The organism is Streptomyces sp. NPDC001070, assembly GCF_053598835.1.
Genome location: NZ_JBSFLB010000011.1, coordinates 170,090 through 191,893, shown reverse-complemented (window position 1 = coordinate 191,893; position 21,804 = coordinate 170,090). Strand labels below are relative to the sequence as shown.

Below are 21,804 nucleotides of genomic sequence, written 5' to 3'. Positions count from 1 at the left end.
CCGCTCATCCGATGCCGGGCACGAACTGCACCACGGCCATGTCGATCAGCTTGATCCCGAGGAACGGCAGGATCAGCCCGCCGAGGCCGTACACCAGCAGACTGCGCCGCAGCAGGTCGCCGGCCGAGGACGGGGTGTAGCGCACGCCGCGCAGCGCCAGCGGGATCAGCGCCACGATGATGAGGGCGTTGAAGATGATCGCCGAGGTGATCGCCGACGTCGGGCTGTGCAGCCGCATGATGTTGAGCCCGCACAGCCCGGGATAGGACACCGCGAACATCGCGGGGATGATCGCGAAGTACTTCGCCACGTCGTTGACGATGGAGAAGGTCGTCAGGGCACCCCGGGCGATGAGCAGCTGCTTGCCGACCTCCACGATCTCGATCAGCTTGGTGGGGTTGGAGTTGGGGCGACGCGGACGAACTCGCCGCCTCGGGGCACGCCTGGGGTGCGTTCCGCTCGGGGCGTCTGGTCTCGCTCGCGTGCACCTATTTCCTCGGCGGCGACTACGAGGACCTCGCCGTCGTCACCCTGCGGGACCACCGCCGGGAGGGCCTGGCGCTCGCGTGCCTGGCGGGACTGTGCGACGACGTCGCCGCGCGCGGTCGTACGCCCAGCTGGACGTGTTCCCGCGGCAACCGGCCCAGCCGGCGGCTGGCGTGGACGGCGGGCTTCCGCCTGTTCGGCGAGTATGTCCACTACGCCGTCGGCCGTCCCGCCGGGTGGGGTCACCCGGGAGGGATGACGCGCGCCCTCAGAGCGCGTTGACGCCCCTCAGAGCGCGTTGACCGCCGACGGGGCGCGCTCGGCACGGGCCAGCGCCCGCAGCAGGGCCGCCTGGCCGTGCCTGCGGGCGGAGAGCCGTACGAGCAGCGTGAGCACGGAGTCGAAGGCGGCGTCGGGGAGTTCGGGACCGGGCACGCCGACGCTGACGGCGAGGTCGTCCATGTGGACGGCGAGCTCCATCATCCGCGTGACCAGGAAGTCGTCCAGGCTCAGCGCCCACCCCGTCTGGGGCAGGTACACGCCTCGGTCCCCGCTGAGCGCGGGAAGCCCGTCCCGCTGCTCGGCGAGGGCGTCCCACGCGCGGTCCAGCACGGCCGCGGCCCCCGCGGAGGCGATCCCTTCGCCCTTCGCCCGGATGCCCGCGTTGACCTCGGTGTCGTGCGGCGCGCCGAGCCAGGCGGCACGTGCGTAGTGCTCCAGCAGGGGGATCGGTGCCTCCTCCGAGGCCGGCTCCCGCAGCACGGGACCGACACTGAGGATCTGGTACGCAAGGTGCCCGGCCAGGCCGCCGGTCGTCATCTCCGGCAGGGCGCTGGGCCCGTTCCATGACGCGGCTACCTCCGGGGCGCCGAGCAGTGCCACCGCCCGGGCCGCCGTGTCCAGGTAGGCAGGGCTGAGACTCATCGGACCCCCGTGATCGGCGAGCTCTCATTGTGCGCCACCGTGGGACGCGGGGGGAACAGCCCGCGCGCTCCGTCCGGTGCGGCCGGCGGGCGGGCGGGCGGGCGGGGTGACGACCGCTCAGGGTTCGAAGCGGTAGCCCATGCCGGGGACGGTGATCAGGTGGCGGGGGTGGGCGGGGTCGGGTTCCAGCTTGTGCCGGAGGGTGGCGAGGTACACGCGCAGGTAGTTGGTGCGCTTCTCGTTGCCGGGACCCCACACGTCCCGCAGCAGCCGGCGTCCGGTGACCAGCCGGCCGGGGTTGCGCAGCAGCGGGGCGAGCAGCCGCCACTCGGTGGGCGTGAGCCGTGGAACCTCGCCCTTGCCGGAGCGGCGCACGACGGTGAACGCGCCCAGGTCGACGCGGTAGTCCGCGATGGTGACCGTCTCCGGCTCCTCCAGGACGGGTGGCCGGCGCAGCACGGCGCGCAGGCGGGCCGCCAGCTCGTCCATGGAGAAGGGCTTGGTGACGAAGTCGTCGGCTCCGGCGTCGAGGGCCTCGACCTTCTCCTTCGGGTCGGTCCGACCGGACAGCACGATGATCGGCAGCGGGCTCCAGGCCCGTACGCCGTGGATGATGTCGGTGCCGGCCATGTCCGGCAGTCCGAGGTCGAGGATGATCGCGTCGGGCGGCCGGCGGGACACCAGCAACAGGGCCGTGGTCGCGTCGGGGGCGGTGGCGACCGCGTAGTGACGTGCCGTCAGGTTGATGTCGAGCGCCTTGAGGATCTGCGGCTCGTCGTCGACGATCAGGACGCGCCTCATGTCAGCGCCTCCTTCTCGCCGGCGGGCGCGGCGGGCACCTCGGCCGCACCGCGGGCGGCGGGCAGGGACAGGACCATGGTGAGACCTCCGCCGGGGGTGTCCTCGGGGGTGAGGGTTCCGCCCATTGCCTCGGTCAGGCCACGGGAGAGGGCGAGGCCGAGACCGAGGCCGGTGGTGTTGTCGGTGTCGCCGAGCCGCTGGAAGGGCTCGAAGACCCTGTCCCGGTCGGCGGGCTGGAGGCCCGGACCCCGGTCGGCGACACGGAGTTCGATGCGCGGGCCGAGGGCGCTCGCGCTGAGCAGGACCGCCGTGCCCTCGGGGGCGTACCGCTGGGCGTTGGTCACCAGGTTGGCGATGACGCGCTCCAGGAGCGGCGGGTCGGCCAGGGCTTCCGGTATGTCCTCCAGTCCCTGGGTGATGACGGGGATCGGGCTCTCCGCGAGGCTGTCGAGGGCGAGCGAGGCCACCTCGGCGACGGAGGCCGGTTCGAGGGCCAGGCTGAGCGCCCCGGCCTGCAGCCGGCTCATGTCGAGCAGGTTGTCCACCAGCCGGTTGAGCCGGTCCAGGGACACCTCGGCGGTGGCCAGCAGCTCCTCCTGGTCCTCCGCGGAGAACTCGACCTCGCGGCTGCGCAGCGAACTGACGGCCGCCCACGCACCGGCCAGGGGCGTGCGCAGGTCGTGGCTGACCGCCGCGAGCAGGGCCGTCCGCAGGCGGTCGGCCGCCTTGACCGGCTCGATCTCCGCGGCGGCCTCCGCGAGCCGGGCCCGCTCGAGCGCGGAGGCCACGTGTCCCGCGAAGGCGATGAGCACGCGCCGCTCGGAGGCGGCGAGCCGGCGGCCGCGCAGGACCAGTACGTCCTCCGGCCCCACGGGCACCGCCACCACCCCGTCCGACGCGTCGGCCGGTGTCCCCGCGGTGTCGGCGGTGCCGTGGACGAGTTCGGCGGAGTCCATGCCGAACGCCTCGCGCGTACGCTCCAGCAGCGCGTCCACGGCCTGGTCGCCGCGCAGGATGCTCCCGGCGAGGGAGGACAGCGTCTCGGCCTCGGCCGTGGCGTTGGCGGCGCGTCTGGTCAGGCGCAGGGAGCGGTCCACGATCGTCGCGACGGTGACGGCGACGACCGCGAAGACGGCGAGCGCCAGCACGTTGTTGGTCTCTCCGATGGTGAACCGGCCGATGGGCGGTATGAAGTACCAGTTGAGCAGCAGCGACGCCGTGACGGAGGCCAGCAGCGCGGAGACGACGCCGCCGATGCAGGCGACGCCGACGACGGTGAGCAGGAAGAGCAGGGCCTCACTGGTGAGGTTCAGATGCCCGCGGGAGTTCGCGAGCACCGTGGTGAGCAGCACGGGGAGGACGAATCCCGCGACCGGTCCGGCCACCTTGCGCGACAGCGGCAGGCTGCTGCCCGTCGTGGGCAGCAGGCGGCCGCGTCCGGCGCGTTCGTGGGTGACCATGTGGACGTCGATGTCGCCGGAGCGTTCCACGATGGTCTCTCCGACGCCGCGTCCGGTGAGGAACTGCGCGAGCCGGCCCCGCCGGCTGGTGCCCATCACCAGCTGGGTGGCGCTCTCGGCCCGCGCGAAGTCCAGCAGCGCTTCGGGGACGTGGTCGCCGACGACGGAGTGGAAAGTGCCGCCGAGGCTCTCGACCAGGGCCCGCTGCCGGGCGAGGGCGGCGGGCGAGGCGTCCACGAGACCGTCGCTGCGCGCGATGTGGACGGCGAGCAGGTCGCCGCCGGCCGAGCGGTCGGCGATGCGGGCCGCCCGGCGGATGAGGGTCTCGCCCTCGGGGCCGCCGGTCACGGCGACCACGACGCGTTCCCGGGTCTCCCAGACGCGTCCGATGCCGTGTTCGGAACGGTACTTCTGCAGTGCCTCGTCCACGCGTCCGGCGACCCAGAGCAGGGCGAGTTCACGCAGCGCGGTGAGGTTGCCGACGCGGAAGTAGTTCGACAGGGCGGCGTCGACCTTCTCCGGCGCGTAGACGTTGCCGTGGGCCATGCGGCGGCGCAGGGCCTCGGCGGGCATGTCGACCAGCTCGATCTGGTCGGCGCGGCGGACGACCTCGTCCGGGACGGTCTCCCGCTGCGGCACTCCGGTGATCTTCTCGACGACGTCGTTGAGCGACTCCAGGTGCTGGATGTTGACCGCGGTGATGACGTCGATCCCGGCCTTGAGCAGCACGTCGATGTCCTGCCAGCGCTTGGCGTGGCGTCCGCCGGGGATGTTGGTGTGGGCCATCTCGTCGACGAGCGCGACCTGCGGTGCGCGGGCCAGGACCGCGTCGAGGTCCATCTCGGTGAAGGCGGTGCCCCGGTATTCGCGTTCGGCGCGGGGCACGGTCTCCAGGCCGTCGAGCATCTCCTCGGTGCGCGGCCGCTTGTGGCACTCGACGTAGCCCACGACGACGTCCGTCCCGCGCGCGGCCCTGCGCCGGGCCTCGTCGAGCATGCGGTACGTCTTGCCGACTCCGGGGGCCGCCCCGAGGAAGACCTTGAGTCTCCCGGGCCGTCCGCGGGGGGTGCCGGCCGAGGCCGGGACGACTGGCTGCGTCACCGGGAGTCCCTCCTTGTACGGGTGTTACGCCGCCCGGCGACGCAGGGGGTCCCTGCGCCGCCGGGCGGCGTGGTGCGAGCGGTAGGGCCGTGACGCAAGGTCACTTCAGTTCGGTCAGCGCGTGGTTGAGTTCCACCACGTTGACCCGCTCCTCGCCGAGGAAGCCGAGTACCCGGCCCTGGACGTGGTCGTCGACCAGCTTGCGCACGGCGGCGCCGTCCAGGCCGCGGGCCTTGGCGACCCGGTCGGCCTGCTCACGGGCGTACTCCGGCGAGATGTGGGGGTCCAGGCCGGAGCCGGAGGCCGTGACGGCGTCGACCGGCACGTCCTCGGGGGCGACGCCGTCGAACTCGGCGACCGCGGCCCGGCGCTCCTTGATGGTCTTCACCAGTTCCTCGTCGTTCGGGCCGAGGTTGGAGGCACCGGTGACGAGCGGGTCGTAGCCGCCGGGCCGCGGCTGGAACCACTTCGGGTCCGGCTGGGCGACCTCGTCGGCGTCGTCCGGGTTCTTCTTGGGCAGGTTGAAGCTCTGGCCGATGAGGCTGGAGCCGACGGTCTTGCCGTCCTGGGTGATCGTGGAGCCGTTGGCCTGGTCGGAGAACGCCGCCTGGGCGACGCCGGTGACCGCCAGCGGATAGACGATGCCGGCGATCACGGTGAACACCAGCAGCATCCGCAGCGCGGCCACGTGGTTGCGTACCACGGTGGGCAGGGAGCCGAACATGATGGATTGCCTTCTTCTGTCAGCTGAGGCCGGGGATGAACTGGATGATCAGGTCGATCACCTTGATGCCGACGAACGGCAGCACGAGACCGCCCAGGCCGTAGACCCAGATGTTCCGGGTCAGCAGCGCAGAGGCCGATGACGGCCGGTAGCGGACGCCGCGCAGCGCCAGCGGGATCAGCACGACGATGATCAGGGCGTTGAAGATGATCGCCGAGGAGATCGCCGACGTCGGGCTGTGCAGCTGCATGATGTTGAGCTTGTCCAGGCCCGGGTAGGCGATCGCGAACATCGCGGGGATGATCGCGAAGTACTTCGCCACGTCGTTGGCGATGGAGAAGGTGGTCAGGGCGCCGCGGGTGATGAGCAGCTGCTTGCCGATCTCCACGATCTCGATCAGTTTGGTGGGGTTGGAGTCCAGGTCCACCATGTTCCCGGCCTCCTTGGCGGCCGAGGTACCGGTGTTCATGGCCACGCCCACATCGGCCTGGGCCAGCGCCGGGGCGTCGTTGGTGCCGTCGCCGGTCATCGCGACGAGCTTGCCGCCCGCCTGCTCCCGCTTGATCAGCGCCATCTTGTCCTCGGGCGTCGCCTCCGCCAGGAAGTCGTCGACCCCCGCCTCCTCGGCGATCGCCTTGGCGGTCAGCGGGTTGTCACCCGTGATCATCACCGTGCGGATGCCCATCCGCCGCAGCTCGTCGAACCGCTCCCGCATGCCCTGCTTGACGACGTCCTTCAGGTGGATGACACCGAGGACCCGGGCCGCGCTGTTCTCCTTGACGGCGACGACCAGCGGCGTGCCGCCCGACTGCGAGATGCGGTCGACCAGCGACTGCACCTCCTCGCCGGCCCGGCCGCCGTTCTCGGCGACCCACGCGGTCACCGCGGACGCGGCGCCCTTGCGGACCTGGCGGCCGTCGACGTCGACGCCGGACATGCGGGTCTGGGCGGTGAAGGGCACGAACTCGGCGTGCCCGAGCTCGCCCTCGTGCCGGGCCCGCAGGCCGTACTTCTCCTTGGCCAGCACGACGATCGAGCGGCCCTCGGGCGTCTCGTCGGCCAGCGACGACAGCTGCGCCGCGTCGGCGAGCTCCGCGTCCCCGATGCCGCCGACCGGGAGGAACTCCGCGGCCTGGCGGTTGCCCAGGGTGATGGTGCCGGTCTTGTCCAGCAGCAGGGTGTTCACGTCGCCGGCGGCCTCGACCGCGCGGCCGGACATGGCGAGCACATTGCGCTGGACCAGGCGGTCCATGCCCGCGATGCCGATGGCCGACAGCAGCCCGCCGATGGTCGTCGGGATGAGCGCGACGACGAGGGCGGCGAGGATGACGATGCTCTGCTCGGCGCCCGCGTAGATCGCGAACGGCTGCAGGGTGACGACCGCCAGCAGGAAGACGATGGTCAGCGAGGCCAGCAGGATGTTGAGCGCGATCTCGTTGGGCGTCTTCTGCCGGGAGGCACCCTCGACCAGGGCGATCATGCGGTCGATGAAGGTCTCGCCCGGCTTGGACGTGATGCGGACGACGATCCGGTCCGACAGCACCTTGGTGCCGCCGGTGACCGCCGACCGGTCACCGCCGGACTCCCGGATGACCGGGGCCGACTCACCGGTGATCGCCGACTCGTCGACCGACGCGACGCCTTCGACGACATCGCCGTCACCGGGGATGATCTGCCCGGCCTCGACGACCACGTGGTCGCCGAGCCTCAGCCCGGAGGCCGCGACCTCCTCCTCGCGGGGCGAGCCGGCGCCCGGCCGCCAGTCGGTCAGGCGGCGGGCGACCGTGTCGGTCTTGGTCCGGCGCAGGGTCTCGGCCTGCGCCTTGCCGCGGCCCTCGGCCACGGCCTCGGACAGGTTGGCGAAGACCACGGTCAGCCAGAGCCACACGGTGATGACCCAGGCGAAGACACTCGGGTCCTTGATCGCCGAGAGGGTGGTCAGGACCGCGCCGACCTCGACCACGAACATGACCGGGTTCTTGATCATGACCCGCGGGTCGAGCTTCCTGACCGCGTCGGGCAGCGCCTTCAGGAGCTGCTTCGGGTCCAGCATGCCGCCGGAGACCCGGTGCGGCTGCTGCGGCCCGGTCGGTGCGTCCCCCGGCGAGGCGGGGGGTTCGAGGGTGGTCAGGGACATCAGGACAGACCTTCCGCGAGCGGACCCAGCGCGAGGGCCGGGAAGTAGGTGAGGCCGACGACGATCAGGATCACGGCCGTCAGCAGGCCGACGAACTGCGGCCGGTGGGTGGGCAGCGTGCCCGCCGTGGCCGGCACCGGCTGCTGCCGGGCCAGGGAGCCGGCCAGCGCCAGGACGAACACGATCGGCAGGAAGCGGCCGAACAGCATGGCCAGGCCGAGCGCGGTGTTGTACCAGTCGGTGTTGACGGTCAGACCCGCGAAGGCCGAGCCGTTGTTGTTGGCCGCCGAGGTGAACGCGTAGAGCACCTCGGAGAAGCCGTGCGCACCGCTGTTGAGCATGCCGGCGCGCTCACCCGGCAGGGCCATGGCCAGGCCCGCGCCGACCAGCACGATCGCCGGGGTGGTGAGGATGTAGAGGGAGGCGAACTTCATCTCCCGGCCGCCGAGCTTCTTGCCCAGGTACTCCGGGGTGCGGCCGACCATCAGACCGGCCACGAAGACCGCGATGATCGCCAGGATGAGGATGCCGTAGAGGCCGGAACCGGTACCACCGGGGGCGATCTCACCGAGCATCATGTTGAAGATCGTCATCCCGCCGCCGATCGGCGAGAACGAGTCGTGGAAGGAGTTGACGGCGCCGCATGACGTGAGCGTGGTCGAGACCGCGAACAGCGCCGAGGCCCAGATGCCGAATCTCTGCTCCTTGCCCTCCATCATGCCGCCCGCCGCGTGACCGGCCTGGCTGCTCACGCTGTGCAGCTCGTTCGCGGTCACGATGCCGACCGAGGCGATCCAGATCACGGCCATCACGGCGACGATCGCGTAGCCCTGGCGGTTGTCGCCGACCATACGGCCGAAGGTGCGCGGCAGGGAGAAGGAGATCACCAGCAGGAGGTAGATCTCCAGCCAGTTGGTGAAGGCGTTGGGGTTCTCGAAGGGGTGGGCGGAGTTGGCGTTGTAGAAGCCGCCGCCGTTGGTGCCGAGCTCCTTGATGACCTCCTGGGAGGCGACCGGGCCACCGGTCAGGCTCTGGTGGTCACCGACGAGGGTCGAGATGGACTCCACGCCGTGGAAGTTCTGGACGACGCCACCGGCGACCAGCACGATCGCGAAGACGAAGGCCAGCGGGAGCAGCACCCGTACCACGATCCGCGTGAGGTCCACCCAGAAGTTGCCGATGCGGTCGGTCTTCTTGCGGGTGAAGCCCCGGATGAGAGCGGCCACGACGGCGATGCCGACGGCGGCCGAGACGAAGTTCTGCACCGCCAGACCGGACATCTGCACCAGGTGGCCCATGGTGGACTCACCGGAGTAGGACTGCCAGTTGGTGTTGGTGACGAATGAGGCGGCCGTGTTGAACGACACGCCGGGCGTCACGGCGGGCATGCCTATGGACAGCAGCAGGTGGTTCTGCAGCCGCATGAAGCCGTAGAGGAACAGGACGGAGACGGCCGAGAAGGCGAGCACGCTCCGCAGGTAGACGGACCACTTCTGGTCCGCGTCGCCGTCGACCCCGCCGAGCCGGTACGCGAGGCGCTCGACTCTCAGGTGCTTGGCGGAGGTGAGGACGTGGGCCATGTAGTCGCCCAGCGGCCGGAAGGTCAGGGCCAGCGCGCCGACGAGCGCGAGGATCTGGAGCCAGCCCGCGAGGGTGTCGTTCACTAGAACTTCTCCGGGTAAATCAGCGCCAGCACCAGGTAACCGACCAGGGCAACGGCGACGACGAGTCCGACGACGTTTTCGGCGCTCACAGCCGCTCCGCCCCCTTGGCCACGAGGCCGAGTACGGCGAAGACGACGACGGTGAGGACGATGAAGGCCAGATCTGGCATGCGGAGGCACCCCGGTAGTCGAATGGGGACAGGCCGCGCGCCCGGTCGGGCTCACGGCGCCGGCGAAGCACCGGCCTCTGTAGCGAATCGCCCCGCGGTTCTCCTGACGAGGTCTGTTAGCGGGTTCCTGACGCGGCCCCCGAGCGGCTTGACGGCACCTTGACGTCGGCCGGGCCGAACGGGGGACAGGGTGGGAGAGGTCTTCCCGTGCCGCCGGCAGGGCTCAGAGCCCGGGCACCAGCTCCCCGGGCGGGGGCGGGGGACTGCGGCGGACCCCCGGACGTTGACGCGCGCGAGAGGGAACGCCCTGCCGTCGCTCGGCGCCGCCTCCCGGGGCCGGTTCCCGGCGGGGTGCCGCGCACCGCGCCGGATGTCCGGCCCGTCCTCGCCATGGGCGGTCTCACCTGCGGCATCGGCCGCCACGCACTGCCGGGCAGCCCGTCCGGGCCGTCGCTCCCGCCGGACACGCTGCCCGCCACGACCGACGCCGTCGGGCCCGGGCACAACGGTGATCGCCGCTGCTCCGCGCCGCACGACGGCGGTGCTCCCGTACTCCCCGGAGCCGGGGCTCAGTGGCCCGCCGTGGCCTCGCCGACGGGCTGGTCGAGTACCCGCAGGCCGGCGGCGAGGTGCGTGCTCACCGCGATGGCGGCGAGGACCCCGCCGAACGCGAGCGTCGCCGCCGTCGGGACGTGGCCGGTGACCACCACGACCACGACGGTGCTCACCGCGGCCGTCGATCGGCGTGGGCATGGATCCACACAAGTCCGGGAACGGTCACGGCCGGCCCGCCGGGCGACGGCCCACCTGACACCTGCGGCAGCGCGCGAAGTGCGGTCAGCCGTCCAGCCAGCCGCGTTCGTGGGCGAGGAGCGCGATCTGGAACCGCGTCCGGGCGCCGAGGGCGGTGCCCGCCTCGCTGACGTGCTTCTGCACCGTCCGGCGGCTCACTCCGAGCACCCTGGCGATTGCGTCGTCCTTCATCCCCGTGGCCATGAGGTGCAGGATCTCCCGCGTCCGTTCGTCGGTCTCGACCGCCTCACGCTCGCGCCGCGGGACGGGCCAGTCCTGCCGGCTCTCCAGCGATACCGGTGTCGCGCGTTCCCAGAGGCTCTCGAAGAGTGCGACGAACACCTCGATCAGGGCCGGGGAGTGCACCACCAGTGATCCCGCCGAGGGCCGGTCGCCGTGGAGCGGGAGGAGGGCGGCGGTCCGGTCGAAGAGGGCCAGCTTGACGGGGAGCCGGGTGCCGAGGCGGAACTCACCGCCCACCGCGGTGCCGCGGATCGCGGTCTCCAGGGAGACCTCGTCGGTGAAGCCGTCGGCCTCGTACACCGACCGCAGCCGCACTCCCGGGGCGACGGCGGTGCGGTCGGGGTCCCGGTGCCCCGAGTCGTCCTCGGTGCCGGTCACGTAGGGCGGCTTCGCCAGGTGCAGCACCTCGCTCCTGCTGCCCTTCAGCAGGTGCGCGTAGCGCGCGGCTACCTCGTCGCCGTGTTCCAGGACCTCCACCAGGTTCGGCGCGCCGGGGCGCGCGACGGAGTGGTAGAGCTCGTCGAGCTGTTCCATGAACAGCTCCGTACGGGCCAGTTCGCTCCGCCGGCGCGCGAGCAGGGAACCCAGCGAGGAACGCGGCGGGCCGGCCTTCCAGCGCGGGGACCCGCCGGGGATACGGATGACCAGGAGCTCGTCCTCCAGGGACCGCAGCACCCGTTCGGCCTCGCCGGCGGTCGTGCCGGCCGCATCGGCCACCGCGGCGGCGTCCGCCGAGGGGTGGCCCACCAGGTATTCCAGGATCCGGCCGCCCAGGGGGTCCAGCCCCGTCCCCGCCCAAGGACCGCCCGATGAGACACCCATGCAGCCTGCCACCCCTGTACGTCCGCGCCCCGCTTGATGATCGTACGCCTCGCGGAACGGCCGGCGGGGGCCCGGTCCGGCGTGTGCCGGTCCAGGCCCCCGTCGGGGTGGTGCGGTGTCGCGGCCGCTCAGCGGCAGGTGCCCGCGGGGCGGGCGCGGGTCACCAGGTCGGTGTCCGTGGTGGTGGTGTCCATCCACAGGACGCGGCTGCCGGTCCCGGCGGCGGCGTTCGACTGCTGGCCCTTGCTGCAGGAGACCCGGCCCAGCGGGGTGCCCTGCGGGGTGAACTGCCAGAGCTTGGCCAGCGAGTCGTTGTAGTCGTCGAAGACCTGCGAGAACGAGGCGTACACGGTCAGCGTGACCGCGGTGTCCGACGCCGTGAGGCCGAACGCCCGGACGGGGCGCGGGCCCTTCTCCGCGATGAGGTCGGTGACGGCGGAACCGTCGAGGGACGCCCGGCGCAGGGTGGTGAAGTCGTCGTCGGTGTAGTCGGTGTCGATCAGCCAGTACACACCGGCCGCGGTGATCACCGGCGTGCTGATCCACTCCGGCTGCGAGGGCGCGCCGAGGGTCGTGGTCTTCCCGGTCCCGGTGTCGAAGACCTCCACGGCGACCCCGTAGGTGCCGTCGAACATCCCGTCGTGGATGTACGCGATGCGCCCGTCCTTGACGGCGGGCTCGACGGCCTGGTTGTAGTCCCGGCCGAGCGGCACCTGCCGCGGGGTGGTGTCGCCGCCCTTCAGGTACAGGACCCGCTGCAGCGAGGTCGCCTCGTCGCGGCGGGACCAGGCGACCGTGTCGCCGTCGACGCTCAGACCGCTGATCTCCGAGGTGGTGCTGTACAGCGTCTTGACGGCGCCGCCGCCCACGGGCGCGGACAGGATGTCGTAGGTGTGCACCCAGGGGTCGTCCCCGGGGACGTCGCCGACGGCCACCCACACCACGCGCTTGCCGTCGGTCACCGGGCTGAGGTGCGAGCGCCCGTCGACCGGGGAGATCCGGTGGGCCTTGCCCTTGCCGTCGGTGCGGCCGGTCCAGACGGCGTAGGGCTCGGTGCCGTCGGCGCTGGACTTGGGCGCCGCCCACCAGTCGCCGCCCGCGGCGGGGCTGTTGCCGGTGCCGACGTACGACATCAGGGTGCCGAGCCGGCCGAGCAGGACGTCGCTGTCCAGGCCGAGGTTCCGCTCCCAGCCGGGGACGATGCCGTGGGCGTCGAAGGCCTTCTTCACCTCGGCCATGCGGTCGCCCTTGACGTGCAGGGACTTGGCGGCGGCGATGACCGCGTCACGGCCCTCGTCGAAGCCGTCGAGGGGCGTGATGTAGGAGGTGAGGGCCTTGTAGACGATCTTGTCGGCCAGGTCGCCGCCCAGGCTCTCGCGGATGTCCCAGAGCGCGCCGCTGAAGATCGTGGAGTTGACGTGCACGCCGCCGTTGTCGTAGGCCGAGCCGAGGGGCAGGCCGAGGAAGCCCTTCGTGGTGGCGCCGTCGTTGAGGTCGCGGAAGGCGCAGTCCTTCGGCGCCCGGGTCCGGCAGAGGTCGCCGCCGATCAGGCCGGCCTCGGGGTCGGTCATGGAGGTGTGGTTGACGGTGACGTCGATGACGTTGCCGAAGTAGTCGGCTATCGCCTCGTTCATGGCGCCGGACTGGCCCGCGTAGACGAGGTCCGCGGTGTGCTCGACGACGCCGTGGGTCATCTCGTGGCCGACGACGTCGAGGTCGGAGGCGAGCGACCGGTACTCGTCGTCGCCCGTGCCGTAGACCATCTTGGTGTGGTCCCAGAAGGCGTTGACGAACGGCGAGCCGAAGTCCGTCACGCCGACCAGCGAGTTGACGGCCATGCCCTCGCCGTCGAGGCTGTCGCGCTCGAAGGACTGGCGGTAGAAGTCGTAGACCTTGCCCGCCGCCCAGTGCGCGTCGACCGCGCCGGTGTCGGTCAGCTCCTGACCGGCCTTCGGGGTGGGAATGGCGAACGGCACGATGCCCTCGGGCCATTGGCCGGCGACGTCCTGGTACCAGACGCTGGATGCGTCCCAGGTCTGGATGACGTTGTGCTGCTTGCTGTCCGCCATGTGCGCCGAGTCGCGCAGCAGGTACTGGCCGGTGGCGGCGTCCTTGGTCAGGTACAGCGGCACCGTCGTGCCGTTGAGGAGGGTGCCGCTGCCGGTGACGCCCGCCGGGCCGGTGGCGGGTGAACCCGGCTTGCCCGACGTGCCGGTCGACCTCATCGAAGTGCCGCTGCGGTGTGCGGCGGCGCCCTGCGCCGGGGCCGCCGGCGCGAAGGTGGGCAGCCCGCCGTACTCGAAGAGCGCGACACCGGTGGCGGCGTCGACGTAGACCTCCTGGACCACGGGGGCGCCGGTGGACGGGTCTGTGCCGCGCACGGTGACGTGGCGGGTCAGCACGCCCTTGCCGGTGGGCAGCACGGTCAACCCGCGGTCGGTGCCGGACAGGGTGTCCGCCCCGCTCTTCGCGTGGGCGGGGCGGTAGCCGCCCCTGGCCAGTTCGGTGCGGACCTGCCGGACCGCGGCCTCCACGGCCCGGCCGGCGGGGAGCTTCGCCTTGGCGGTGTCGACGTCGAGCGCGGTGAAGTAGGAGCCCGAGGTGCCGGTGACGGTCCGCTTGCCGTCCTTGTGGCTCATGCGGACCACGTACTGGGCGCCGAGTACGGGCACGCCGCGGTACTTCTGGCCCAGGCGCACCGTCTCGGTGCCGTCGGCCTCCGTGTCCACGGAGTCGGTGACCAGGTCGCGGTCGGGCGACGGGATGCGGTAGCGGTCCTTGTGACCGGCCAGGTGGGTCCGGGCCGCGGTCGCGGCCGGCACGGATGCGTCGACCGGGTCGGTCAGCCCCTCCACCAGGGCGGGAGTGCCGGTGGACGGCTCGGGGTCCGCGACCGGCACGGCCGGTTCGGCGGCGTGCGCCGGGGCGGACAGTCCGGTGACGCCCAAGGCGGCGGTCACGGCCAGGAGGACGGACAGACCGGCGCGGCCTGGCCCATGAACCGGCCTACGCCGTATGCGTGATGACATGAACAAGTGCCTCCGACGGCCCGGCACAGCCGGGCTCGGTAGTGGGACATCAGACGTTCGGCGCACCATCGCGCCCGCGGCTCGCCCTGCACCCTCGCCGCCGCACGGACGGATGACAAGACGAAATCCGGGGGGAGTACGCGCAGTTGCGCACATGAGAAGCCTTCGCGGAGCGCACCGCACACAGGCCGTATGCGGTGGGCGATGCCGTTGCCGCCCGGTCGGTCCCCGCGCACGAGCGGACGGCGGCCGGTGACCGGGCCGCCCGGCGGACGCGTACGAGCAGAGCGTTCACACCGGGGCGCCGGCCGTTCCCGGCCCCGCCCTGAGGCCGGGAACGGTGACGAGGACGTGTTCGAGGACGGGCACGCCGAGGTACACGCCCCGGAACCCCTCGTCGGCCGCCCCCGGCCGGCCCCGCCCGCCGTGCGCCGGCGGCCCGGCCGCCGGATACTTCAGACGGGAACGCGGGAGGTCGGTATGGGCCGTTTCGATGGGAAGACCGCGGTGGTCACCGGTGGCACGAGCGGCATCGGCCTGGCGGCCGTCGAACGCCTCGCGGCGGAGGGTGCGCACGTGTTCGTCACCGGCCGCCGGGAGCCGGAACTGCGGGACGTGGTCGCGGCGGTGGGCGCGGACAAGGTCACGGGAGTGCGCGGCGACGTCGCGGTCCCGGCCGAGCTGGACCGGCTGTTCGCGCGGATCGCGGAGGCCGGACGGCGGATCGACATCCTCTTCGCCAACGCGGGCGGGGGCGAGTTCGCCCGCCTGGAGGACGTGACGGAGCGGCACTTCGACGACACGTTCGGGGCGAACGTGAAGGGCCTGCTCTTCACCGTGCAGAAGGCGCTCCCGCTCCTCAACGACGGCGCCTCGGTCATCCTCACCGGTTCGACGGCGGGCAGCGGCGGGGTCGAGGCGTTCGGCGTCTACAGCGCCTCGAAAGCCGCGGTGCGCTCCTTCGCCCGGACCTGGGCCAACGAGCTCAAGGACCGCGCCATCCGGGTCAACACCATCAGCCCGGGGCCGATCGAGACCCCGGGGATCAACAGCCTGGCCCCCGACCCCGAGCAGAACCGCCGCCTCTTGGACACCCTGGTCGCCAGTGTGCCGCTCGGCCGCATGGGGCGGCCCGAGGAGGTCGCAGACGCGGTAGCTTTCCTCGCCTCCGACCAGAGCACCTTCGTCACCGGTGTGGAGCTCTTCGTCGACGGCGGCCAGAACCAGGTGTGACGCCGTTGACCGCGCCCTCCGCGGGGGGACGCACGCAGGTTATGGACTTTGTGGTACAAAATAAGAGTTCCGTACCGCGCGGTCAAAATCCTCGAGAGGGTGCGCCGTGGAGACCGGCCGAGGGGCGCGCTTGACACGGCACCCTGGGCGACCTAATTTCATATCGACCACTACATAACTCACCACCGCCTCCCTCGCAGCCCCCCACGGGCGGCACGCGAGACGCCGAGGGCATCCCTGCCGAGTAATGTAATAAAACTTGTTACATCGGCTGGGCGCGGTGGTCACCCATTGCGATTCGGAGAAACACCATGGGACAGCTTGACGGCAAGACGGCCATCGTCACCGGCGGCACCAGCGGCATCGGCCTGGCCACCGCGCAGCGGTTCGCCGCCGAGGGCGCGCACGTGTTCGTCACCGGCCGCCGCCAGGACGCGCTCGACGCCGCCGTGGCCGGGATCGGCCCGCGTGCCACCGGCATCCTCGGCGACGTCTCCGACCTGGCCGACCTCGACCGGCTCTACGACGCCGTCGCCCAGCAGGGCCGCCGCGTCGACGTGCTGTTCGGCAACGCCGGCGGCGGCAGCTTCGCCTCCCTGGAGCAGGTCACGGAGGAGCACTTCGACCAGACCTTCGGCAGCAACGTCAAGGGCCTGCTCTTCACCGTCCAGAAGGCGCTGCCGCTGCTGAACGACGGCGCGTCGATCATCCTCACCGGCTCCACCGCCGGGTCCGTCGGCAACGAGGCCTTCGGGGTGTACGGCGCGTCCAAGGCCGCGGTGCGCTCCCTCGCCCGGACCTGGGCCAACGAGCTCAAGGGCCGCGCCATCCGCGTCAACACCATCAGCCCCGGCCCGATCGACACCCCCGGCATCGACGGCCTCGCCGCCGACGCCGAGCAGAGGGCACAGCTGAAGGGCTTCCTCGCGGGCCAGGTGCCGCTCGGCCGGATGGGCCGCCCCGACGAGGTCGCCTCCGCGGCCGTCTTCCTCGCGTCGGACCAGAGCACCTTCATCACCGGCATCGAGCTCTTCGTCGACGGCGGCGTCAACCAGGTCTGACCGTCCGCGGTCTCCCCGCCTCGGGGCGGGGCGCGGGGGACGGCAGGGGGGCCGGTCCGGCAGGCGTCGGTTGCTGCCGGACCGGCCCCCCTTCCCGCAGTACAGCCGTCGGCTCGAACCCGAAGCGCCGGCGGAACCAACACGGACCGGACGTATGCCATGGACTCGGGACGGACGGGAATCCGGGGCATCGAACTGCCGACCGCCGCTCCCGGAGCGATCCGGCACGCCGCGGCCGAACTCGATGCGATGGGCTGGGGGGAGCCCTGTGGATCCCGGGACTCGGCGGCGGCGAGATCCTCGGCGACCCGGAACGGCTGCTCCGCACCACCCGCACCGCGAAGGTCGCCGGTCGGCGTGCTGAGCATCTGGTGCCACCAGGCGGCCGAATGCGGCCCGGCCCCGCTGGTGGCCGCCTCCCATATCGCGCCGGCGGCGGGCTCTCTTCGGCGGGGCCGTCGTCGACGCCTACGGCTCCGGGCCCACGTTCGCCCTGGGTGCCGCCCTCGCGGCACCGCCCAGCGCCGGCACCGCGCATCGCGCATCCGAGTAGCGCGTCCGGCGCACGGGGCCCGCCCAGCGGGCGGCTCAGCGCTGCCGGGCGAGGGTGTCCCGGAGCACGTCGGCGATGGTGGTGGCGGCCAGTTCCCGCTCGATCCGCTCGTGGAGCCCGTCGTAGACCTGCTGCAGGGCGGGGCCGACGCCGAAGCCCACGGGGCAGTCCGCGTTCGGGACGCCGGGGTGCAGGCGGAACAGCGTGCCGTCCTCGACCGCCCGGTAGACGGCCAGCAAGGTGATCTCCTCGGGTTCGCGTACGAGGTTCCAGCCCGCTCCCGCGCCGCGTCTGGACTCGACCAGTCCCGCCCGGCGCAGGTCCCCCAGGCAGCGCCGGATGACCACGGGATTGGTGTTGACGCTGCCCGCGATCCGGTCCGACGTGGCCGGCGGCCCGTCGTTGCGCCGGTCCAGGGCCATCCACGTGAGGACGTGCACGGCGATGGTCAGCCTGCTGTTGGCGCTCACGGCCCACCTACCTCCTCACGGGCAACACGGCTCGCCCGTCCCACAAGGTCGATCCCACACCCATCGTAGGCGGCCGGGACGGGCCGTCAGCCGGCCGCCGACTCCGCGGACTCAGCAGACGGAGCGGACTCCGGGGGTGCCACCGGCCAGGCCCCCAGGGCGAGATCGACGACCCGGTGCAGTTCCTCGCGGCTCGCGCCGCCCGCGGCCTGGACGGCGACACCCTGGTACACGGTGATGAAGTAGCGGGCGAGATCGGCGGGATCGGCCCCGTCGGGGAGTTCCCCGTCGGCCCGGGCCTTCTCCAGTCGCAGGCGCAGCGCCGCCTCGCCGGCCGCCCGGCGTGCGGTGAGTTCGTCGCGCACCGCCTCGGCCCCGGGAGAGGAGGCGAGCCCGCCCTGTACGGTGAGGCAGCCCGGAGGGCACTCGGGCCTGGTCGTGGCATCGGCGGCGCCGTGCAGCAGGCGTTCGACGACGCGGCGCGCGTCACTCTCGGCGAACGCCTCCCGGATGTACCGGGCGGGGCCGTCGGCGTAGTGGTCGAGGACCCGCTTGAACAGCTCCTCCTTGTTGCCGAAGGCGCCGTACAGGCTGGGCGGGTTGATGCCCATGGCCCGGGTCAGGTCCGAGATCCCGGTGCCCTCGTAACCCTGACGCCAGAACACCTCGAGCGCCCGGTCGAGCACCTCGTCGACGTCGAAGGCACGTGGCCGTCCTCCCGCCATCCTGGCCTCCTACTCCCAAAAATCTGTAGCGTCCACTATAATATCGCGCCGGTCAGGGGCGGGGGAGGCGGGCCAGCGCGGCCCGGCCGATCTGCAGCAGCGCCGGGGCGTCCATGCGCGTCTTGGCGAGGAACTCCATCCCCTGCAGGACGGCCAGCAGCAGCCGGCCGAGTTCCTGCGGGTCGGCCCCCGGATCGAGGTCGCCCTCCCGTTGCGCCTCCTTCACACACCCCGCCAGGAGGTCCTCCACCTCCCGGTAGGTCGCGCGGGAGCGCTCGACCACGTCCGGTTCCTGACCGTGGAGCTCGGACGTGCTGTTGACCAGGAAGCAACCGCGCCGCCGGACGTCCGACCCGTATCCCTCGGCGGCGCCCTCCAGCAGACGGTTCAGCCGCCCGATCGCCGGGCCCGGCCCGCTCAGCGTTTCCCGGACCGAGGCGAGCTGCTCGGCGCGGTAGTCGTCCAGCACATGGAGGAACAGCCGCCGCTTGTCACCGAACGCCCCGTACAGGCTGCCCTTGCCCAGCCCGGTGGCGCTCGTCAGGTCCTCCAGCGAGGTGGCGGCGTATCCGCGGTCCCAGAACACCTCGCGGGCAGCCCGCAGCACCTGCCGCTCATCGAAACTCCGGGGACGTGCCATGCGCCGATGATACGGATTCTTGACCTAACGGTCCATTTTCGTCCCGGCCCGCCGAACCTCCACGGCGCACTCATCCACAAATTGCAAAAATCTTCAATTCGCTACATGATGATGTCGCTGTGCCACGGCCGGACGTGTCGGGCACAGCGACAGGCCGCCCCTGGCAACCGGCCGGGGCGATGGACGACGGGGCCGGGGTCGGCGCACGGTGAGTTGGCTGGCACAGCGGGTGCGGGGCCGGATGCGGGAACTCCTTCCCGCGCGAGCGGATCTGGCGGTGATGCGGCGGCAGCCGCGCCGGGACCTGCTCGCCGGGCTGACCGTGGCGGTCGTGGCCCTGCCGCTCGCGCTCGGCTTCGGGGTGTCCTCCGGGCTCGGGGCGGAGGCCGGGCTGGCCACGGCGGTGGTCGCGGGGACGCTGGCGGCCCTGTTCGGGGGGTCCCAGGTGCAGGTCTCGGGTCCGACCGGGGCGATGACCGTGGTGCTGGTCCCGATCGTCGCCCGGTACGGCCCCGCAGGGGTGCTGACCGTCGGCCTGATGGCAGGCGTGCTGCTGATCGGGCTGGCGCTGCTGCGGGCCGGACGGTACATGCGCTACGTGCCGGCGCCGGTGGTGGAGGGCTTCACGCTCGGGATCGCGTGCGTGATCGGCCTGCAGCAGGTGCCCGCGGCGCTCGGGGTGCCCACGCCGGACGGCGAGAGGGTCGTGGCGGTGGCCTTCCGGGCGGTGCGGGAGTTCCTGGCCCATCCGCACTGGACGGCCCTCGCGGTCTCCGCCGGGGTGGCCGGGGTGATGCTGGTGGGTGCCCGGTGGCGTCCGACCCTGCCGTTCTCCCTGCTGGCCGTCGCCGCCGCCACGATCGTGGCCGAAGCCGCGGACCTCCGACTGGCGCGCATCGGGCACCTGCCGTCCGGGCTGCCCGCGCCCTCTCTGGGCTTCCTCGACCCGGCCGCGGTCTCCTCGCTGCTCGCGCCGGCCGTGGCGGTGGCCGTACTGGCCGCGCTGGAGTCGCTGCTGTCGGCGACCGTCGCGGACGGGATGACGGTGGGGCAGCGCCACGATCCGGACCGCGAACTGTTCGGGCAGGGCCTGGCGAATCTGGCCGTCCCGCTGTTCGGCGGAGTGCCGGCGACCGCGGCCATCGCCCGCACCGCGGTCAACGTCCGTACCGGGGCGGGATCGCGGCTGGCCGCGCTGACCCATGCCGCGGTCCTCGCGGTGATCGTCTTCGTCGCCGCGCCGCTGGTGGGCAGGATCCCGCTGGCCGCGCTGGCGGGGGTGCTGCTGGCCACCGCGATCCGGATGGTCGAGGTCGGTTCGCTGCGGGCGATGGCCCGGGCGACCCGTGCCGACGGTGCGGTGCTGGTCCTGACCGCGGGCGCCACGCTCGTCCTCGACCTGGTGTACGCGGTCATCATCGGGCTCCTCGTGGCCGGAGCGCTGGCGCTCCGCGCGGTGGCCCTGCACGCGCGGCTGGACCAGGTGCCGCTCCACGAGGACCTGCCGGGCGAGCACAGCGCCGAGGAACACGCCCTGCTCGCCGAGCACATCGTGGCCTACCGCATCGACGGGCCGCTGTTCTTCGCCGCCGCACACCGCTTCCTGCTGGAGCTCACCGAGGTGGCCGACGTGTCGGTGGTCATCCTGCGGCTCTCCCGCGTCACCCACATCGACGCCACCGGCGCCCTGGTCCTGAAGGACGCGATCGACAGGCTGGACCACCGCGGCATCACCGTCCTGGCGTCCGGCCTCCGGCCCGGACAGCGGCAGGCGCTGGACTCGCTGGGGGTGCTGGACGCACTGCGGGCCGCGGGACGGGTGTACTCGACCACCCCGGAGGCCATCGAGGCCGCGCGCGACCGGTTGCGCCGCGCGGGAGTGCTGCACGGGGAGGCCGCCCGATGACCCCCGCGTACCGCATGACCGACCTGTCCGGAGCCGAGGCCCTGTGGCTGCTGGAAGGGGCCCGCGACGGCCGCCTGGTCTATGTGCTGCGCGGCACCGCGACCGTCCGCCCCGCCGCCCTCGTCCTGGAGTACGGCGCACTCGTCGTACGCGCTCCGGTCCCGCTCGCGGTGGTCACCCAGGGCGGCGAAGTGACGTACCACTGCGACCGGTTCCACCGCACCACGGGGACGGGCTGGTCGGTCACGGCCACCGGGCCCGTCCAGGCGCTCACGAACACGCACGAGGCCGCCCACTACCTCCGTACGCTCACCGGCTGGGTCCACGGACCGCACGACGCCCTGCTCCGGATCCACCCCCTCACCATCCAGGGGCACCGGCTCGGCGGACCGCTCGGCGCGGGCGCCCGCGCCGGCGACGACGGCAGGCCCGGCACCCGGTGACCGGTCGTGCGATGCTGCAACACCGCCATGTGCTGACGCTGCCGACCGCGCCCCTGTCCGTGACCCTGGCCCGCAGGACGGCCGAGTACGTCTACGCCTCATGGGGCGTCAACCCGGCCGACCCCGTGCTCGGGCGGGCCCTGCTGATCCTCAGTGAACTGGTCACGAACAGCGTCCGGCACACCGCCGGCGTCCCCCCCAGCCTGGACGTCGTCTACGCGACGGGAGGCGGCGTACTCGCCTTCGCCGTCTACGACCGGCATCCCCACCGGCCTGATCTGCTCCGCGCCGCCTCGGCGGGCGGTGGGCTGGGCATGGTCGCCGAGGTGACCGCCGAGTGCGGCGGCACCGCGACCGTCCGCCCCGACCCCGGCACCGGCGGCAAGAGCATCTGGGTCACCCTGCCGCTGCGGTGAGCCCG

18 protein-coding genes and 2 pseudogenes are annotated in these 21,804 nt (G+C 72.3%); 6 read left to right on the top strand and 14 right to left on the bottom strand.

Annotated elements, in window-relative coordinates:
• Positions 1 to 4: 4 nt before the first annotated feature.
• A pseudogene (locus ACWDAS_RS16220) lies at positions 5 to 406 on the bottom strand (potassium-transporting ATPase subunit B); the annotation flags it as partial.
• Between the two features lie 14 nt (positions 407 to 420).
• Between ACWDAS_RS16220 and ACWDAS_RS16215 the strand changes: the two are divergent.
• Positions 421 to 768: pseudogene (locus ACWDAS_RS16215) on the top strand (GNAT family N-acetyltransferase); the annotation flags it as partial.
• Positions 769 to 774: 6 nt separating this feature from the next.
• Here the strand turns inward: ACWDAS_RS16215 and ACWDAS_RS16210 are convergent.
• The 10 genes from ACWDAS_RS16210 to ACWDAS_RS16165 all read right to left on the bottom strand — a co-directional run bounded on the left by ACWDAS_RS16210 (position 775) and on the right by ACWDAS_RS16165 (position 14,283).
• Positions 775 to 1,410: a maleylpyruvate isomerase N-terminal domain-containing protein gene (locus tag ACWDAS_RS16210; protein WP_450390568.1), complete on the bottom strand. Its 636-nt coding sequence runs from the start codon at positions 1,408 to 1,410 to the stop codon at positions 775 to 777.
• Between the two features lie 117 nt (positions 1,411 to 1,527).
• A complete protein-coding gene (locus tag ACWDAS_RS16205; protein ID WP_450390566.1) occupies positions 1,528 to 2,211 on the bottom strand; it encodes a response regulator in 684 nt (227 codons plus the stop codon).
• Positions 2,208 to 4,667 carry an ATP-binding protein gene (locus ACWDAS_RS16200; protein WP_450390670.1) on the bottom strand — a complete coding sequence of 820 codons (2,460 nt, stop codon included), beginning with the start codon at positions 4,665 to 4,667 and terminating at the stop codon, positions 2,208 to 2,210. Before ACWDAS_RS16200 ends, ACWDAS_RS16205 begins: the two co-directional genes overlap by 4 nt.
• Before the next feature lie 205 nt (positions 4,668 to 4,872).
• The gene (kdpC, locus tag ACWDAS_RS16195) at positions 4,873 to 5,496 is read right to left on the bottom strand and encodes a potassium-transporting ATPase subunit KdpC (protein ID WP_450390563.1); all 624 of its coding nucleotides are present in this window, start codon (positions 5,494 to 5,496) and stop codon (positions 4,873 to 4,875) included.
• A 19-nt stretch (positions 5,497 to 5,515) separates the two neighbouring features.
• Positions 5,516 to 7,633 carry a potassium-transporting ATPase subunit KdpB gene (gene kdpB / locus ACWDAS_RS16190; RefSeq protein WP_450390560.1) on the bottom strand — a complete coding sequence of 706 codons (2,118 nt, stop codon included), beginning with the start codon at positions 7,631 to 7,633 and terminating at the stop codon, positions 5,516 to 5,518.
• Positions 7,633 to 9,297 carry a potassium-transporting ATPase subunit KdpA gene (kdpA, locus tag ACWDAS_RS16185; protein WP_450390557.1) on the bottom strand — a complete coding sequence of 555 codons (1,665 nt, stop codon included), beginning with the start codon at positions 9,295 to 9,297 and terminating at the stop codon, positions 7,633 to 7,635. The genes kdpB and kdpA overlap by 1 nt, the downstream gene beginning before the upstream one ends.
• The gene (kdpF, locus tag ACWDAS_RS16180) at positions 9,297 to 9,386 is read right to left on the bottom strand and encodes a K(+)-transporting ATPase subunit F (protein ID WP_450390555.1); all 90 of its coding nucleotides are present in this window, start codon (positions 9,384 to 9,386) and stop codon (positions 9,297 to 9,299) included. Before kdpF ends, kdpA begins: the two co-directional genes overlap by 1 nt.
• A gap of 649 nt (positions 9,387 to 10,035) precedes the next feature.
• Positions 10,036 to 10,194 (bottom strand): hypothetical protein, encoded by a 159-nt coding sequence (locus tag ACWDAS_RS16175; RefSeq protein WP_450390552.1) that lies wholly within the window; start codon positions 10,192 to 10,194, stop codon positions 10,036 to 10,038.
• A gap of 109 nt (positions 10,195 to 10,303) precedes the next feature.
• Positions 10,304 to 11,323, bottom strand: coding sequence for a helix-turn-helix transcriptional regulator (locus ACWDAS_RS16170; protein WP_450390550.1), 1,020 nt, complete (start codon positions 11,321 to 11,323; stop codon positions 10,304 to 10,306).
• Between the two features lie 128 nt (positions 11,324 to 11,451).
• Positions 11,452 to 14,283: a M4 family metallopeptidase gene (locus ACWDAS_RS16165; protein ID WP_450390547.1), complete on the bottom strand. Its 2,832-nt coding sequence runs from the start codon at positions 14,281 to 14,283 to the stop codon at positions 11,452 to 11,454.
• A gap of 549 nt (positions 14,284 to 14,832) precedes the next feature.
• Between ACWDAS_RS16165 and ACWDAS_RS16160 the strand changes: the two genes are divergently transcribed.
• Both ACWDAS_RS16160 and ACWDAS_RS16155 read left to right on the top strand, forming a co-directional pair.
• Positions 14,833 to 15,585, top strand: coding sequence for an SDR family NAD(P)-dependent oxidoreductase (locus ACWDAS_RS16160; protein WP_450390544.1), 753 nt, complete (start codon positions 14,833 to 14,835; stop codon positions 15,583 to 15,585).
• A 311-nt stretch (positions 15,586 to 15,896) separates the two neighbouring features.
• Positions 15,897 to 16,646, top strand: coding sequence for a glucose 1-dehydrogenase (locus tag ACWDAS_RS16155; protein ID WP_450390542.1), 750 nt, complete (start codon positions 15,897 to 15,899; stop codon positions 16,644 to 16,646).
• 588 nt (positions 16,647 to 17,234) lie between these two features.
• Here ACWDAS_RS16155 and ACWDAS_RS16150 read toward each other — a convergent pair.
• The 3 genes from ACWDAS_RS16150 to ACWDAS_RS16140 form a co-directional block, all read right to left on the bottom strand.
• Complete coding sequence (locus tag ACWDAS_RS16150; RefSeq protein ID WP_450390539.1) at positions 17,235 to 17,669, bottom strand: Rrf2 family transcriptional regulator; 435 nt, start codon at positions 17,667 to 17,669, stop codon at positions 17,235 to 17,237.
• 86 nt (positions 17,670 to 17,755) lie between these two features.
• Positions 17,756 to 18,394 carry a TetR/AcrR family transcriptional regulator gene (locus tag ACWDAS_RS16145; protein WP_450390536.1) on the bottom strand — a complete coding sequence of 213 codons (639 nt, stop codon included), beginning with the start codon at positions 18,392 to 18,394 and terminating at the stop codon, positions 17,756 to 17,758.
• Positions 18,395 to 18,446: 52 nt separating this feature from the next.
• Positions 18,447 to 19,034 (bottom strand): TetR/AcrR family transcriptional regulator, encoded by a 588-nt coding sequence (locus ACWDAS_RS16140; protein ID WP_450390533.1) that lies wholly within the window; start codon positions 19,032 to 19,034, stop codon positions 18,447 to 18,449.
• A 241-nt stretch (positions 19,035 to 19,275) separates the two neighbouring features.
• Between ACWDAS_RS16140 and ACWDAS_RS16135 the strand changes: the two genes are divergently transcribed.
• The 3 genes from ACWDAS_RS16135 to ACWDAS_RS16125 are packed head-to-tail and all read left to right on the top strand — an operon-like array spanning position 19,276 to position 21,799.
• Positions 19,276 to 20,940 (top strand): SulP family inorganic anion transporter, encoded by a 1,665-nt coding sequence (locus ACWDAS_RS16135; RefSeq protein ID WP_450390667.1) that lies wholly within the window; start codon positions 19,276 to 19,278, stop codon positions 20,938 to 20,940.
• Entirely contained in the window at positions 20,937 to 21,383 is a 447-nt protein-coding gene (locus ACWDAS_RS16130) for a pyridoxamine 5'-phosphate oxidase family protein (RefSeq protein WP_450390530.1), read from the top strand. Before ACWDAS_RS16135 ends, ACWDAS_RS16130 begins: the two co-directional genes overlap by 4 nt.
• An 11-nt stretch (positions 21,384 to 21,394) precedes the next feature.
• Positions 21,395 to 21,799 carry an ATP-binding protein gene (locus ACWDAS_RS16125; RefSeq protein WP_450390527.1) on the top strand — a complete coding sequence of 135 codons (405 nt, stop codon included), beginning with the start codon at positions 21,395 to 21,397 and terminating at the stop codon, positions 21,797 to 21,799.
• Positions 21,800 to 21,804 lie beyond the last annotated feature (5 nt).

What these genes read in the sequence shown, in the direction of transcription:
- ACWDAS_RS16210 (WP_450390568.1), bottom strand. Translation starts at nt 1,410, where the DNA reads ATGAGTCTCAGCCCTGCCTACCTGGACACGGCGGCCCGGGCGGTGGCA.
- ACWDAS_RS16205 (WP_450390566.1), bottom strand. Translation starts at nt 2,211, where the DNA reads ATGAGGCGCGTCCTGATCGTCGACGACGAGCCGCAGATCCTCAAGGCG.
- ACWDAS_RS16200 (WP_450390670.1), bottom strand. Translation starts at nt 4,667, where the DNA reads ATGCTCGACGAGGCCCGGCGCAGGGCCGCGCGCGGGACGGACGTCGTC.
- kdpC (WP_450390563.1), bottom strand. Translation starts at nt 5,496, where the DNA reads ATGTTCGGCTCCCTGCCCACCGTGGTACGCAACCACGTGGCCGCGCTG.
- kdpB (WP_450390560.1), bottom strand. Translation starts at nt 7,633, where the DNA reads ATGTCCCTGACCACCCTCGAACCCCCCGCCTCGCCGGGGGACGCACCG.
- ACWDAS_RS16170 (WP_450390550.1), bottom strand. Translation starts at nt 11,323, where the DNA reads ATGGGTGTCTCATCGGGCGGTCCTTGGGCGGGGACGGGGCTGGACCCC.
- ACWDAS_RS16160 (WP_450390544.1), top strand. Translation starts at nt 14,833, where the DNA reads ATGGGCCGTTTCGATGGGAAGACCGCGGTGGTCACCGGTGGCACGAGC.
- ACWDAS_RS16155 (WP_450390542.1), top strand. Translation starts at nt 15,897, where the DNA reads ATGGGACAGCTTGACGGCAAGACGGCCATCGTCACCGGCGGCACCAGC.
- ACWDAS_RS16145 (WP_450390536.1), bottom strand. Translation starts at nt 18,394, where the DNA reads ATGGCGGGAGGACGGCCACGTGCCTTCGACGTCGACGAGGTGCTCGAC.
- ACWDAS_RS16140 (WP_450390533.1), bottom strand. Translation starts at nt 19,034, where the DNA reads ATGGCACGTCCCCGGAGTTTCGATGAGCGGCAGGTGCTGCGGGCTGCC.
- ACWDAS_RS16135 (WP_450390667.1), top strand. Translation starts at nt 19,276, where the DNA reads ATGCGGGAACTCCTTCCCGCGCGAGCGGATCTGGCGGTGATGCGGCGG.
- ACWDAS_RS16130 (WP_450390530.1), top strand. Translation starts at nt 20,937, where the DNA reads ATGACCCCCGCGTACCGCATGACCGACCTGTCCGGAGCCGAGGCCCTG.
- ACWDAS_RS16125 (WP_450390527.1), top strand. Translation starts at nt 21,395, where the DNA reads ATGCTGCAACACCGCCATGTGCTGACGCTGCCGACCGCGCCCCTGTCC.